Source organism: Bordetella ansorpii (assembly GCF_900078315.1).
Lineage (GTDB): Bacteria > Pseudomonadota > Gammaproteobacteria > Burkholderiales > Burkholderiaceae_B > Bordetella > Bordetella ansorpii.
In genome coordinates this window covers 521,387-534,944 of sequence record NZ_FKBS01000029.1, presented here as the reverse complement: position 1 = coordinate 534,944, position 13,558 = coordinate 521,387, and the positions used below count along the sequence as shown (strand labels likewise).

Sequence of the window (13,558 nt, the reverse complement as noted above, 5' to 3'; positions counted from 1 at the left end):
GCCGGTTTTACCCGTGCCCGGGCATTGCGCGATCGCGCAAGCCGTGCATGATGACTCAGCCTCCCAACATTATGGGTTGCGATGACGACGGAAGCGATTATGACCAGATCCACAGGCAAATCCACCTCTGAAATCGATACGGACCAGGTTCAGGCCAAGGCAGCCAGCCGCACTCGTACCGCCACCAAGGCGGCCGAGAAGGCGCCTGCCAAGGTTGCCGTGAAGGTCGCGAAGACGGCGACCAAGACGGCCGCCAAGAAGGTGGCTGCCGCCGACAAGCCGGCGACGGCGCGTGCCAAGAAAGCCGAAGACAAGCTGGCTGACCTGGTTGCCGCGGCGCGTCCGGCTGGCGGCACGGGCCGCCGCCCTGGTCGTCCCGCGAAGAACGCGAACAACGACTCCGACGGTTTTGAAGACACGATGGACGGCGAAGGCGAAGTGCTGCCTGACCTGAAGCCGCCCAAGCGCGGCGGCAAGCGCGGCAAGGGGGATCCGAAGGATCTGATCGCCCGCGGCCCGGTCACGCCCGAAGAATACGAAGCCCGCCGCAACCGCCTGAAGCAGCTGATCAAGCTGGGCAAGGACCGCGGCTACCTCACCTACGGCGAGATCAACGACCATCTGCCCGACGACCTGGTCGACGCCGAGGCCATCGACGGCATCATCAGCACGTTCAGCGACATGGGGATCGCGGTCTACGACCAGGCCCCCGACGCCGAAACGCTGCTGATGAGCGAAAACGCGCCCGTGGCCTCGAACGACGACGATGTCGAAGACGAAGCCGAAGCCGCGCTGACCACCGTCGACTCCGATTTCGGCCGCACCACCGACCCCGTGCGCATGTACATGCGCGAAATGGGTTCGGTCGAGCTGCTGACGCGCGAAGGCGAAATCGAGATCGCCAAGCGTATCGAAGACGGCCTGAAGCACATGGTCATGGCCATCTCGGCCTGCCCGACCACCATCAACGAGATCCTGAATCACGTCACGCGTGTGCGCGAAAGCCAGGCGCAGATCGATGAGGTCGTCGACGGCCTGGTCGATCCGGAAGACGGCGAAGAGTACGCCGGCGCCGGCGTGACCGCCGAGGAAGACGAGAACGACGAAGGCCCGGCCGGCGGCATGTCCAGCAAGCAGTTGGAAGACCTGCGCGTGAAGGCCCTGTCGAAGTTCGACGAGGTCGGCCGCCAGTTCGATCGCATGCGCCAGTCGTACGAGAAGGACGGCTACAAGTCCGACGTGTATCTCAACGCGCAAGAGACCATCCAGAACGAACTGATGGGCATCCGCTTCACGGCCAAGATGGTCGAGAAGCTGGCCGACACGCTGCGAGCCCAGGTCGAGGAAGTCCGCCAGCTCGAGCGCGCCGTGCTGCATACCTGCGTGGACCGCGCCGGCATGCCGCGTTCGCACTTCCTGAAGGTGTTCCCCGGCAACGAGACCAACATGCAGTGGGTCATCGACGAGGTCGCCGCGGGCCATCCGTACGCCGAGACGCTCGAGCGCCAGATCCCCGCCGTGCAGGAACTGCAGCAGAAGCTGATCGACCTGCAGACCCGCGTGGTGTTGCCGCTGAAGGACCTGAAGGACGTCAACAAGCGCATGGCCACCGGCGAAGCCAAGGCCCGCAAGGCCAAGCGCGAAATGACCGAGGCCAACCTGCGCCTGGTGATCTCGATCGCCAAGAAGTATACGAACCGTGGCCTGCAGTTCCTGGACCTGATCCAGGAAGGCAACATCGGCCTGATGAAGGCGGTGGACAAGTTCGAATACCGTCGCGGCTACAAGTTCTCCACGTACGCCACGTGGTGGATCCGCCAGGCCATCACGCGTTCGATCGCCGACCAGGCGCGCACCATCCGTATCCCGGTTCACATGATCGAGACGATCAACAAGATGAACCGCATCAGCCGTCAGATCCTGCAGGAAACGGGCGCCGAGCCCGATCCCGCGACCCTGGCGCAGAAGATGGACATGCCCGAGGACAAGATCCGCAAGATCTTGAAGATCGCGAAGGAACCGATCTCGATGGAAACCCCCATCGGCGACGACGACGATTCGCACCTGGGCGACTTCATCGAGGATACGTCCACGCTGGCGCCGTCCGACGCGGCCCTGCACGGTTCGATGCGCGATGTGGTCAAGGAAGTGCTAGACTCCCTGACCCCTCGGGAAGCCAAGGTCCTGCGCATGCGTTTCGGTATCGAAATGAGCACGGACCAGACGCTGGAAGAAGTCGGCAAGCAGTTCGACGTCACGCGCGAGCGTATCCGTCAAATAGAGGCCAAGGCACTGCGCAAGCTGCGCCACCCCAGCCGCGCCGACAAGCTCAAGAGCTTCCTGGAAGGGCAGTAAGTTTTCAGGGCCTCTAGCTCATGCCTGGTTAGAGCAGCGGACTCATAATCCGTTGGTGCCGAGTTCGACTCTCGGGGGGCCTACCAAAGACATCCCGAGCGATCGGGAATAAAGACAGCCGCCAATATGGCGGCTGTCTTGTTTTTGCGCGTCAGGCTGGGCTGGCCGTCTGCCTGGCAACGGATGCGCCAGTGGCGATCCATCAGTGGCAATCTTCTACAATGCCCGGCTGTTTTGGAGAGAGACCGCCATGTTCAAGAAACTCATCGCCGGCGCCACGCTGGCCGCGGCAAGCTTCGCCGCGCATGCCCAGTACCCCGACCACGCCATCCGCCTGATCGTGCCGTTCCCGCCGGGACAGGCCACCGACATCTTCGCGCGGGCGCTGGCCGAAAAGCTGGGCAGCGACCTGAAGCAGGCGGTCTTCATCGACAACCGCGCCGGCGCGGGCAGCAACATCGGCATGACGCAGGCCGCGCGCGCGCCCGCCGATGGCTACACGCTGGTGGTGGCGGGCAGCGCCGCCGCCGTCAACCAGACGCTGTACAAAAAGCTGGAATACAGCCTGTCGGACGATTTCACGCCGGTGTCGGGCATTTTCTCGGTGCCGCTGATGTTCCTGGCCAACCCGAAGTCGGGCATCAAGACGATGGGCGAGCTGGTCAACGTGGCGCGCGCGCAGCCGGGCGAACTGGCCTATGCCAGCGCCGGCATCGGCGGGACGCAGCATCTGTCGGCCGAGATGTTCAAGGCGGCCGCCAAGCTGGACATCCGCCACATCCCCTACAAGGGCAGCGGCCCCGCGCAGGCGGATTTCCTGGGCAACCAGGTGCCGCTGATGGTGGACTCGGTGACCGCCGGCATGCCGCACGTGCAAAGCGGCAAGGCGATCGCCCTGGCCGTCACCACCGCCGAGCGCCTGCCGCAATTGCCCGAGGTGCCGACCGTGGCCGAATCGGGCTATCCGGGCTTCGAGGCCATCGGCTGGGCCGCGGTGCTGGCGCCGCAAGGCACGCCCGAGCCCATCGTGACGCTGTTGAACGAACGCATCGGCGCGATCCTGGGCACGCCTGAAATGCAGGCTTACCTGCGCGAGCGCGGCGCGGAACCCATGATCATGACGCCCGCCGATACCGACGCCTTCATCGCGAAGGAAGTGAAGAAATGGGGGGCTGCGGTGAAGGCATCGGGCGCCGAGGTCGATTGAGAAAACGGGCGGGGCGGCGATACCGCGGGCGGGTATGGCCGTTTTGTTCAAGGCATCAAGTCATTATCGGTGGACGTCCACCCCTTGTTTCCGGTACTTTCGACTCGGGAACGTAATATGCTGTCGTAGTCGGTCGCTTTGTTGCGCTTCGTCGCGCGGGCACGCCATACAACTGACGCCAATGCGAATGGTCCACGCTTGCGGCCGGCGGGTGATGCATAATCCCTTGGATATTGTGTTCGTGCCTGGCGGCAAGGTGTTCGCTCGAGATGAACAAGCCGCGGCTGAATGCTGGCCGCCTCGACCTACCAGGAGATCCTTCCCGCCATGACTTTCCCCGAGCGCCGTCCCGTGATCTCGGAGTTGCTCACCGGAGAGCGCCGCTTCCAGTTGCTGGTAGAGGCCGTGAAGGACTACGCCATCTACCTGCTGGACGCCGATGGGTACGTCAGCAGCTGGAACACCGGGGCCGAACGCTTCAAGGGCTACACGGCCAATGAAATCATCGGCCGCCACTTCTCCGTGTTCTACACGCCCGAGGACCGCGCCGCCGGCGTGCCGTGGCAGGCGCTCGAGATCGCCGCCCGTGAAGGCCGTTTCGAATCCGAGGGCTGGCGGCTGCGCAAGGACGGGTCGCGCTTCTGGACGCATGTGGTCATCGATCCCATCCGCGACGAGGCCAACCAGCTGATCGGCTACGCCAAGGTCACGCGCGACGTCACCGAAAAGCGACGCGCGGAAGAAGACGTGCAGCGCGCGCGCGACGAGCTGCATCACGCGCAGAAGATCGAGGCCATTGGCCGCCTGACCGGCGGCGTGGCGCACGACTTCAACAACCTGCTGACCGTGATCCGTTCCTCGGCCGAGCTGCTGCGCCGGCCGACCATCGCTGACGACAAGCGCGCGCGTTATCTGAACGCCATCGTCGAGACCGCCGAGCGCGCCGCGGCGCTCACGCGGCAGTTGCTGGCCTTTGCACGCCGGCAGCCTCTGGATCCCGAATACTTCGACGCACGTGATCGCATCGAGGGCATGAGCCAGCTGATCAACACCACGGTGGGCGCTACGGTAAAGGTGTTGCGCGCAGCGTCGGCCGCGCCCTGTGTGGTTCATGCGGATCCGGGCCAGTTCGAGGCCGCGCTGCTGAACATCGTGGTCAATGCCAAGCAAGCCATGCCCAATGGCGGCGAACTGCACGTATCGGTCGACCAGGTCGAGGGCGTGCCGCTGTCGCGGCCGTATCGGGCGCTCATCGGCAGCTTCGTGGCGGTGTCGCTGCGGGATACGGGCGAGGGCATCGCGCCAGATCTGCTCGAACGCATTTTCGAACCCTTCTTCACGACCAAGGCCGTGGACAAGGGCACGGGCCTGGGCCTGAGCCAGGTGTACGGCTTCGTCAAGCAGTCGGGCGGAGAAGTCACCGTCACCAGCAAACAGGGCGAGGGCACGACCTTCACGCTGTATCTGCCCCGGGCCGAATGCGAGGTCGTGCAGAAGGCGCCAGCGCTGGAGCGCGCGTTCGAAGGGCAGGATCTGCCGCGCCGCAGGATCCTCGTGGTCGAGGACAACGATACGGTGGGCGGCTTTGTCACCAACCTGTTGACCGAAATGGGCCAGGAGCCCGCCTGGGTCGTCGACGCCGGTGCGGCGTTGCGCGCGCTGGAAGACAGCCAGGGCGGGTTCGACATGGTGTTCACCGACGTCGTGATGCCTGGCATGAACGGCGTTGAACTGGCCAAGCGCATCCGCGCGCAATGGCCTGCCATCCGCGTGGTGCTGACCAGTGGCTACAGCCACGTGCTGGCCGAGCAGGGCGCGCATGGGTTCGAGCTGGTGCAGAAACCGTATTCGGTCAACGTGCTGATCGCCACGCTGTCGAAGTAGGGAGGCCCTGTAAGGGACGCTCTGTAATCCGGCAGCGTCCGGCGCATACCGTGCAAGGGGCGCTGCGCAGGCATAGAATGGCCCATCGAGTCCGTCCTGCGCCGCCATGCCCATCCCCTATCTGCGCCAACTGACCGGGAGCGTCCGCAGCCCGGCGGCCAACCGGCAGTTGGCCTGCTACCTGACCTTCGTGGCCGGGGCTGCCAATGCGGGCGGCTTCCTGGCCGTGCAGCAGTACACCTCGCACATGTCCGGCATCGTCTCGGCGATGGCCGATCATATCGTGCTGGGCTGGACGGCGCTGTTCCTGCAAGGCCTGGCGGCGCTGCTGTCATTCATCCTGGGGTCGGCCAGTTCCGCCATCATCATCAACCTGGCGCGCCGCGCGCGCCTGCGCAGCGAATATGCGCTGCCGCTGATGATCGAGGCGGGACTGCTGATGTGCTTCGGGCTGCTGGGCGGGCACCTGGGCCAGTTGCGCTGGCTGTTCGTGCCTGCGACCGTGATGCTGCTGTGCTTCATCATGGGTTTGCAGAACGCGATGGTGACCAAGGTGTCGCGCGCGGAGATCCGCACCACACACGTCACGGGGATGGTCACCGACGTGGGTATCGAGCTGGGCAAGCTGGTGTACTGGAACGTGTCCGCGTCGGACGAGACGACCCCCGCGGTGCGCGCCAACCGGGACAAGCTCGGGACCCTGAGCTTGCTGATCGCGCTATTTTTCGGCGGCGGCGTGGTGGGAGCGCTGGGATTCGCGCACATCGGCTTCGCGGCCACGTTGCCGCTGGCGGCCTTGCTGCTGGTGCTGGCCTCGGTGCCTGTGGCGGAAGACTTGCGGGATTGGGTGCGGGGCTGAGCCGGCCGCACCGGTGCGGCGTGCCGCGCTACGACGCCGCCTTGCCGGCAGGAGCACTGGGCTCGGGCAGGGCTTCGCAACTGAAGGTGACGATGGCCTCTTTGGGCATCAGGCCGGTGGCGTGGTTGGACGTGACTTCCGGGCGCACCATGCGCTGTCCCTGCGCCTCGCAGTAGGCCTTGGCGCGGTCCCGCGTGGCGTTCTTCAGTTCGACCCAGGTCATCGCGCGCATGCCGGCGTTGTACGACACACGGTACTGGTCTTTGCCGGCGGGCGTGACTTCGCTGATGCTCGAACACGCGCTGAGCAACAGCAGGCAGGACAGCAGGGGCAGGTGGCGCAAGGGCTTCACGAGATCGATCCGATGAGGGAAGCCGACAGTTTAACGTGAGCGGCATGGCCGCCGGTGTGGCGCGGCTGCGTGCTAGCATCCGGGCCGAACCCTGCACGCGAGGTCATCATGGAATTGCAAGAACAGATTGCGGTCATCGTCCACACCATTTCCCATCAGGGCGGCCGCATCGAGGCGCTGAACGCCACGCTGGGCGCCCTGCTGCACCTGGCCAAGGCCTCGCCCAACCTGAGCGAAGCCATCGAGGCGCAGTTGGAGCAGCAATATGCCAGCCTGCTGGCGCGCTCCGAGAACCCGCAATACGTGGCCGGCTATGAAGCCGTGCGCGAGACGGTGCTGTCCGCATTGAAGTAAACGCCAGCCCGACTTGCCCACAGCTTCTGTGGACAAGTCTTGGGATAGTGTTCTGACAGAACGGAAAAGCGCTTTCCGTTCAAAGGCTTGGGAAACGTGCTCAGTCCGGGTGCGTTCAGGCCGCGGCGCGCGCCGTGCGGGGCATTTCCGCCTCGACCGCGTCGGCCAGCAGCCGCAGCGCGCGGATCGTGGCCGGCGTGCAGGCTTCGCCGAAACTGACGCGCAGGAAGTGCTCGTAGCGCTCCGAGTTCGAGAAGATCGCGCCGGGCGCCACGCGCACGCCATCGCGCAAGGCGCGTTCGAACACGGCGGTGCCCGAGGTGCCGGCAGGCAGTTCGACCCACAGCAGCATGCCGCCCGAGGGTGTATTCAACCGCGTGCCCGGCGGAAAGTAGCGGGCGATGGCATCGGCCATCTCTTCGCGCTGCGCGCGCAGCCGGGTGCGCAGGCGCGCCAGGTGCCGGTCGAAGGACTTCGAACTCATCACATCGGCGGCCGCGACCTGGCCCAGCGGTTCGTTGGGACGGCTTTGCGCGTACTTCAGCATGTCGATGCGGCGGCGCCAGCGCCCGCCCAGCATCCAGCCCAGGCGCATGCCGGGGGCCAGCGTCTTGTGCATCGAGGCGCAGTAGATGACGTTGCCGGTGCGGTCCCAGGCCTTGAGCGCGGTCGGCGCGCCGTGGTCGCCCAGGGCGCCGTAGGTGTCGTCTTCGATCAGCGGCACGCCGCGCTGTTCGCACAGGGCGACCAGGCGTGCCTTCTCGGCATCGGGCATCACGCAGCCCAGCGGGTTGTGGTGGTTGGGAATCGAGACCACGGCACGGATGTCGGGATACGCCTGCAACGCCAGTTCCAGCGCATCCACGGACAGGCCGTGCTGGGGACGCGTGGGGATTTCCAGTGCGCGCATGCCCAGGCTTTCCAGCACCTGCAGCAGCCCGAAATAGGTGGGAGATTCGACCGCGATCACGTCGCCCGGCTGGGCCACGGCCCGTAGCGCCAGGTTGATCGCCTCGATACAGCCGTGCGTGACGATGACCTCGTCGGGCCGGGCCTGCACGCCGAACTCCAGCGCGCGCCGGGCGAGCACCGTCCGCAGCGCGGGGTGGCCCTGGGGCGGCACGCGGCTGCACAGCATCTCGGGGTGGCGGCGCAGCGCGCGCATCATGGCCTGCTTCAGCGGCTCGACCGGCAGGAATTCGGCCGGTGGCGCCGCCAGCGCGAAGTTGGCCCCGGACCCCTGCGATTCGCACTTGGCGATGAAGGCCGATACGCGGTCGTGGATGCCGACGTATTGCGCGGGATCGGGCGTGCGCAGCACTTCGGGTTCGGCGATGGGCGCCAGCACCGGCCGGCGTGGCCTCAACACGAAATAGCCCGAACGCGGACGCGCCTCGACCAGGCCCTCTTCCTCCAGGCGCCGGCAGGCCTGCACCGCGGTCGACAGGCTGACCTGGTGCGATTGCATCAGGGTGCGTACGGAAGGCAGGCGGTCGCCCGGCGCCAGCACGCCGGTATCGATGGCGCGGCGGTAGTGCGCGGCGACGCGCTGATAGAGAAGCTCGGTGTCCATGCGTGCAGGATGCCTGCGCGGCGCGGGGCGCAACAGGTACAGATCGATCGAAAAACCACCATAACAGAGGTCGGGTTTCCTGGCTGTTGCGCTACAGAAACACCGGGCGTGTGCCTGTTGCGCAAGGCCGGGGAACCGTACGCTGTCTCCATCGAAACATGCTTGTGGAGCAACGCAATGTCCCTCTTTACCGCCCCCCATGACGAGGACCGCAGGCTGACGCTGGCGCCAGGGCAGGAAACCCGCGTGCAGGCCGCTGCCGGCACGATCATCGCCTGCGTCGACGGTGCAATCCTGGTGCGGGAGAGCGCCACGCCGGGCGGCGATGACTGGAGCGTGCTGCGCCTGCCGTTGCAAGTGCCGCTGGCCACGGGACAGGTGCATCGGGTGGAGCAGGCGGGCGCCGTGTTCCTGCATTCCCTGGGCGGGGCCCAGCTGTATTGCGTGGCGCCACCGTCGCCAGTGCGGGATTTTCTGGCTGCCCGCTTGCATGCCATTTCAAAATGGGTTAATATCTTTTTCTTCAGACGCGGGGTGGAGCAGTCTGGCAGCTCGTCGGGCTCATAACCCGAAGGTCGTAGGTTCAAATCCTGCCCCCGCAACCAAGTTTTATCGAAAAAGCCCTGGTTTCTTACGAAATCGGGGCTTTTTTGTCTGCATGCGGCGTTCTCCTTACTTGGGGCTCTATCCAGGGGTGCCAATCAGAGGGGGCCAATCAGGGCTTCCCATTCACCGGTTTGGCGTTTTCCCTGCCTTGGCGATGCGACCGCCTGGCCCCGGCCTGCGATACCATGAGCCGTCCGCGCCGCAAGGGCGGCGTGCCTGGACCAACCGGAGGAGGGCTGCATGGGTACTGCCAAATACAACCATCCCGGCTACATTGCCGACCTGGGCGAGCAGGGCTGCTATCAGATCGGCGTGTGGCGCCCGCACGGATTTCCCGCGCACATTCACATCGGCAAACAGGGTACGCCCGAGGCTGCCATGCTGCGGTTGCGCATCTCGGACAGCGTCTTCCAGTCGCTGCCCGACGACATGGAAACCCTGTGCCGGCGAGCCTTGGGGCAGGTGGTCGACGAAGGCCTGTTGAACGCCTCGCAGGCGGCGTTCCAAGAGACGCGATTCCATCCCGACGCCGAGCCCTGGCAGGGGCCGTTGTTGCAGGCGCAATGACGCGCCACGAGGCCCGGCTGCGCGTATGATGGGCAGGCAGTTACACGCATGGGGCGCGGAGCAGGTGCTGCGTGCCCGGCGGCCTGCTCGACACCCACTTTTCAGCAAGGAATAGCCATGAAGAACAAGGCCCTGATGGTTGCGCTGCTCGTGATGACGGCTCTGACGGCGGGTTGCAACACCATGTCCGGAGCAGGCAAGGACATCGAAAAGGGTGGTCAGGCCATCCAGAATTCCGCCGAGCGTAACAAGTAGTCGCCGGCGCACGACAGCGCCGCCGTTTTGGGGCCGCGAGCAGCATGCCGCGGCCCTTGTCTTTGGCGCGTGATGCATAATTCGGCAATTGTGGTGCAGGCAGGAAAAGCAATGCGCAAATTTCAATGGATCGGCGTTCTGACAGTGGCCGGCGTGCTTGGCGGTTGCGCCAACACCGGGCTGAGCGAGCAGCCGGGCATCTCCGAAACCTTCAGCGTGGCGGCCGACTATCAGGCCGCCTATCGGCGAGCCGGCGAGTACGTGCGCGTCTGCCACGAAAATCGTACGCACCGTTTCGGCACCGTTTATCAGTCCACGCGCGCGCTGGGCGTGCGCGATGCGCCCAACACCGTCCAGGTGTTCAAGAAGGGCGAATCGCTGCGCATCCTCGAGGTGCTGACCGCCGCGATGGACGGCCCCTCCAATTCCAAGGTGACGGTGCGCGTGCTGGGCGAAGCGCCCTGGGACAAGGAAGAGCTGGCCGCCGCACGGCGCTCCATCGAGACCGCCACGCCCGTCTGCAGGGCGATGGAGTAACACGGCATGCGTGGCGTTCCCTACGCGCTGTTGGGCGCGGCAATCCGCATGGCTGGCTGGCTGAACGGCGTGGCCGCGCTGGCCCTGGCGTGTTTCTCGCTGGGCATCGTGGGCGGCGACGTCGCCCCGCCCGACGATCTGCAGGTGCCGCTGGCGTGGTTCCTGATCGGTCTGCTGGCCACCGGCCTGGCCGCCGTGCTGGCGTTCCTGGCGCATCTGGGCTGGGTACGCCGTCGCGCCGATGGCCGGGTGTCCCTGCGTTGCAGGGGCGCGCTGGCGCTGGCCCTGGCGGCGTATCTCGTGGCGCTGGCGGGCTTCGGCCTGGGTTGCTGGACTTCTCTCACCGAAGACCTGCCCGTGGATGACGGCGGCGATGCCTCGCCGGCGGGCGCGTTCTACACGCAGGTGGTGGCGCCGGCCCAGCGGCCATTCCTGCGTACAGGCGGCGCTATCTGAGCGCTGCCCGCCGGGCCGGTGGCTCGGTGCGCAGGCATTTTTGCCACACGCATCGGCGGCCGGATCGCGGTAGCGTTTTTTTAATGGACGCTCGTGGGGTGCAGGCGTAATATGCGCATTGCGTATATTCACCTATCTCGTCAAGGCGCGCCATGTCCATCTCCCAGCAAGCTTTCCTGCGCGACGCCATGCGTCGCCTCAACCTGACCCGCGACGTGTTCGCCGCGCGCATCGGCGTCAAGCGCCGCGCGCTCGATACCTGGCTGCTGCCGGAAGGCTCGCAGGAATTCCGGGCGATGCCCGAGGTGGTCGAGCGTTTCGTCAGCGAAATCGTGCAGAACCGCGATCTGCTGGAAAAGTATACGCAAAGCGCACAAGCGGGCCCGCTGCGCGAGCGCATCGCCGTCGAAGGCAAGCATCAGTTGCTGTCGGTCGACCAGTTCACGCGTGAATCCGTGGAAGACCTGTTCCGCGTCGCCGACATGATGCAGCCCATCGCGCGCCGCCAGAAGGTGTCGCGCGTGCTGGAAGGCGCGGTGCTGGGCAACCTGTTCTTCGAGGCCAGCACCCGCACGCGCGTCAGCTTCGGATCGGCGTTCTGCCGGCTGGGCGGCTCGGTGTGCGACACCACGGGTTTCACGTTCTCGTCGATGGCAAAAGGCGAGTCCATCTACGACACCAGCCGTGTGATGAGCGGCTACGTGGATGCGATGGTGATCCGCCACCCCGACCAGGGCTCGGTGGCCGAATTCGCCCAGGCCACGAACATCCCGGTGGTCAACGGCGGCGATGGTCCCGGCGAGCATCCCAGCCAGGCGCTGCTGGACCTGTACACGATCCTTACCGAGTTCTCGCGGTTGGGCAAGCTGCTGGACGGTGCGCACATCGCGATGGTCGGCGACCTGAAGTACGGACGCACCGTGCATTCGCTGATCAAGCTGCTGGCGTTGTACAAGGGCGTGAAGTTCACGCTGGTGGCGCCGCCAGGCCTGGAAATGCCCGACTACATCGTAGAGAAGGCCACCCGCAACGGCAATGTGATCGAGCAGAAGGCGTCGCTGGCCGAGGGCCTGCCGGGCGCCGACGTGATCTACGCCACGCGCGTGCAGAAAGAGCGTTTCGCATCGGAAGAAAAGGAAGGGGAAGGCTACACGCCCGAGTTCCAGATCTCGCGCGAGATCATCGATACGTACTGCTCGCCCGACACCATCGTCATGCACCCGCTGCCGCGCGACAGCCGCCCGGGCGCCAACGACCTCAGCGTGGACCTGAACCACGATCCGCGCCTGGCCATCTTCCGCCAGACCGACAACGGCATTCCCATCCGCATGGCCATCTTCGCGGTGCTGCTGGGCGTGGAAGACCTGGTGCAGCATTCGATGCGCGACGTCACGTGGAAGCACCCGTCGCACATCGGGCCGGACGACTCGGTGTTCCACGGCCTGGATTGATGGGCGTGCGCCCGCGGCCATGAGCGGTGGGCGCTCTCCGTTCCGAGGCTTGCGCTGCCGCAAGCGGCAATGAAAAAGGACGCTTCATTCGAAGCGTCCTTTTTGCATGGGGCGGGATGCCGTCGGCGCGTCAGTCGCGCTTCTCGCCGCCCAGGGCCTCGACCAGGTCGGTCATCAGCTTGGCCAGTTCGCCCGTCATCAGCGTCATGTCGGAGTCGAACTTCTCGTCGTCGTTCTGCATGACGGTGTCGGCGCCTTCCTTCAGCACGTCCAGCGGCGCGACGCGCTTGATGTCCAGGGATTCGGTCAGCACGAAGGACACGCGGTCGTTCCAGGTCATGGCCAGGCGCGTGCACTGCTTGCCCGACTGGATGTGGCGGCGCACATCTTCCGTGTCGATGGTGTGCTTGACGTAGCGGATGGCGGCACGGCTTTCGCCGGAGGCGCGCAGCTCGGTGTCCTGGTCGATCGTGAAGTTGGCCGGGGCTTCGTCGTCGGCCAGCCAGCCGGTCATGGCCGAGGCGGGCGATTGCGCCACGTACAGATTTTCCAGTGGCAGCGGATCGACGGTCTTGGCCAAGAGGCCGATGACCTCGTCGGCCTTGGCCGAGGCGGCGGCGTCGATCACCAGCCAGTGGTTGGTGGTGTCGATCCACACGCGCGTGTCGCGGTAGATGCTGAAGGCGCGCGGCATCAACTCTTCGGTGACGCGTTCCTTGATTTCCTTCATCTGCTTGCGGCCGGGCTTGTAGCCTTGCTTTTCCTCGATCTCCTGCGCACGAGCCTTGGAGACCTGGTTGATCACCGTGGTGGGCAGGAGTTTCTTTTCGGCGCGCAGGGACAGGAGGACCTGCTTGTTGACGGTATGGGCCAGGCCGCCGTTCTCGCGCGGCGGAATCCAGCCCATGCTTTGCATGTCGAGGGAGTTGCCGCTTTTGAAGGCGTGCGCGGACAGGGCGTCCTCGAGTGGTTCACCCATGAGCGTCCAGGGCGAGGAGAGTCGGTAGATCCGGAGATTCTTAAACCACATGGCGTCGGGGCAAAAGGGTGGATTCTATACGAGCCTGCGGGCCGAGGCGTGTCTGTTTCCGCGCCGTTGCGA

12 protein-coding genes, 2 tRNA genes and 1 pseudogene are annotated in these 13,558 nt (G+C 65.5%); 12 read left to right on the top strand and 3 right to left on the bottom strand.

The window, feature by feature from the left end; translation table 11 throughout:
- Positions 1-99 precede the first annotated feature (99 nt).
- The 5 genes and pseudogenes from rpoD to A7W11_RS24145 form a co-directional block, all read left to right on the top strand.
- Positions 100-2,355 carry an RNA polymerase sigma factor RpoD gene (rpoD, locus tag A7W11_RS24165; protein ID WP_066420261.1) on the top strand — a complete coding sequence of 752 codons (2,256 nt, stop codon included), beginning with the start codon at positions 100-102 and terminating at the stop codon, positions 2,353-2,355.
- 7 nt (positions 2,356-2,362) lie between these two features.
- A tRNA-Ile gene (locus A7W11_RS24160) sits at positions 2,363-2,441 on the top strand.
- A 164-nt stretch (positions 2,442-2,605) separates the two neighbouring features.
- A complete protein-coding gene (locus A7W11_RS24155) occupies positions 2,606-3,562 on the top strand; it encodes a tripartite tricarboxylate transporter substrate binding protein (RefSeq protein WP_066420260.1) in 957 nt (318 codons plus the stop codon).
- Between the two features lie 327 nt (positions 3,563-3,889).
- A complete protein-coding gene (locus A7W11_RS24150) occupies positions 3,890-5,446 on the top strand; it encodes a PAS domain-containing sensor histidine kinase (RefSeq protein WP_066421708.1) in 1,557 nt (518 codons plus the stop codon).
- A 106-nt stretch (positions 5,447-5,552) separates the two neighbouring features.
- Positions 5,553-6,287, top strand: a pseudogene (locus A7W11_RS24145) (YoaK family protein); the annotation flags it as partial.
- 46 nt (positions 6,288-6,333) lie between these two features.
- Here the strand turns inward: A7W11_RS24145 and A7W11_RS24140 are convergent.
- The gene (locus A7W11_RS24140) at positions 6,334-6,657 is read right to left on the bottom strand and encodes a hypothetical protein (RefSeq protein ID WP_235816961.1); all 324 of its coding nucleotides are present in this window, start codon (positions 6,655-6,657) and stop codon (positions 6,334-6,336) included.
- Positions 6,658-6,765: 108 nt separating this feature from the next.
- Here A7W11_RS24140 and A7W11_RS24135 point away from each other — a divergent pair, with 108 nt between their 5' ends.
- On the top strand, positions 6,766-7,011 hold the full coding sequence (locus A7W11_RS24135) for a hypothetical protein (protein WP_066420254.1): 246 nt from the start codon (positions 6,766-6,768) through the stop codon (positions 7,009-7,011).
- 115 nt (positions 7,012-7,126) lie between these two features.
- Here the strand turns inward: A7W11_RS24135 and A7W11_RS24130 are convergent, their stop codons facing one another.
- The gene (locus A7W11_RS24130) at positions 7,127-8,584 is read right to left on the bottom strand and encodes an aminotransferase-like domain-containing protein (RefSeq protein WP_066420252.1); all 1,458 of its coding nucleotides are present in this window, start codon (positions 8,582-8,584) and stop codon (positions 7,127-7,129) included.
- Between the two features lie 528 nt (positions 8,585-9,112).
- Here A7W11_RS24130 and A7W11_RS24125 point away from each other — a divergent pair.
- The 6 genes from A7W11_RS24125 (at position 9,113) to A7W11_RS24100 (ending at position 12,456) form a co-directional block, all read left to right on the top strand.
- Positions 9,113-9,189: transfer RNA gene (locus tag A7W11_RS24125), tRNA-Met, on the top strand.
- Between the two features lie 241 nt (positions 9,190-9,430).
- The gene (locus tag A7W11_RS24120) at positions 9,431-9,757 is read left to right on the top strand and encodes a hypothetical protein (protein WP_066420250.1); all 327 of its coding nucleotides are present in this window, start codon (positions 9,431-9,433) and stop codon (positions 9,755-9,757) included.
- A gap of 117 nt (positions 9,758-9,874) precedes the next feature.
- Positions 9,875-10,012, top strand: coding sequence for an entericidin A/B family lipoprotein (locus A7W11_RS24115; RefSeq protein ID WP_066420248.1), 138 nt, complete (start codon positions 9,875-9,877; stop codon positions 10,010-10,012).
- 111 nt (positions 10,013-10,123) lie between these two features.
- Positions 10,124-10,549 carry a BPTD_2524 family lipoprotein gene (locus A7W11_RS24110; RefSeq protein WP_066420243.1) on the top strand — a complete coding sequence of 142 codons (426 nt, stop codon included), beginning with the start codon at positions 10,124-10,126 and terminating at the stop codon, positions 10,547-10,549.
- A gap of 6 nt (positions 10,550-10,555) precedes the next feature.
- Positions 10,556-11,005, top strand: coding sequence for a hypothetical protein (locus tag A7W11_RS24105; RefSeq protein ID WP_066420233.1), 450 nt, complete (start codon positions 10,556-10,558; stop codon positions 11,003-11,005).
- Between the two features lie 152 nt (positions 11,006-11,157).
- Positions 11,158-12,456 (top strand): aspartate carbamoyltransferase, encoded by a 1,299-nt coding sequence (locus A7W11_RS24100; RefSeq protein WP_066420232.1) that lies wholly within the window; start codon positions 11,158-11,160, stop codon positions 12,454-12,456.
- A gap of 130 nt (positions 12,457-12,586) precedes the next feature.
- Here the strand turns inward: A7W11_RS24100 and A7W11_RS24095 are convergent, their stop codons facing one another.
- A complete protein-coding gene (locus tag A7W11_RS24095; protein WP_066420226.1) occupies positions 12,587-13,486 on the bottom strand; it encodes a recombination-associated protein RdgC in 900 nt (299 codons plus the stop codon).
- Positions 13,487-13,558 lie beyond the last annotated feature (72 nt).

Coding starts and splice junctions, on each gene's coding strand:
- A7W11_RS24100 (WP_066420232.1), top strand. CDS start 11,158: ATGTCCATCTCCCAGCAAGCTTTCCTGCGCGACGCCATGCGTCGCCTC.
- A7W11_RS24130 (WP_066420252.1), bottom strand. CDS start 8,584: ATGGACACCGAGCTTCTCTATCAGCGCGTCGCCGCGCACTACCGCCGC.
- A7W11_RS24110 (WP_066420243.1), top strand. CDS start 10,124: ATGCGCAAATTTCAATGGATCGGCGTTCTGACAGTGGCCGGCGTGCTT.
- A7W11_RS24095 (WP_066420226.1), bottom strand. CDS start 13,486: ATGTGGTTTAAGAATCTCCGGATCTACCGACTCTCCTCGCCCTGGACG.
- A7W11_RS24120 (WP_066420250.1), top strand. CDS start 9,431: ATGGGTACTGCCAAATACAACCATCCCGGCTACATTGCCGACCTGGGC.
- A7W11_RS24155 (WP_066420260.1), top strand. CDS start 2,606: ATGTTCAAGAAACTCATCGCCGGCGCCACGCTGGCCGCGGCAAGCTTC.
- A7W11_RS24135 (WP_066420254.1), top strand. CDS start 6,766: ATGGAATTGCAAGAACAGATTGCGGTCATCGTCCACACCATTTCCCAT.
- A7W11_RS24105 (WP_066420233.1), top strand. CDS start 10,556: ATGCGTGGCGTTCCCTACGCGCTGTTGGGCGCGGCAATCCGCATGGCT.
- A7W11_RS24115 (WP_066420248.1), top strand. CDS start 9,875: ATGAAGAACAAGGCCCTGATGGTTGCGCTGCTCGTGATGACGGCTCTG.
- A7W11_RS24150 (WP_066421708.1), top strand. CDS start 3,890: ATGACTTTCCCCGAGCGCCGTCCCGTGATCTCGGAGTTGCTCACCGGA.
- rpoD (WP_066420261.1), top strand. CDS start 100: ATGACCAGATCCACAGGCAAATCCACCTCTGAAATCGATACGGACCAG.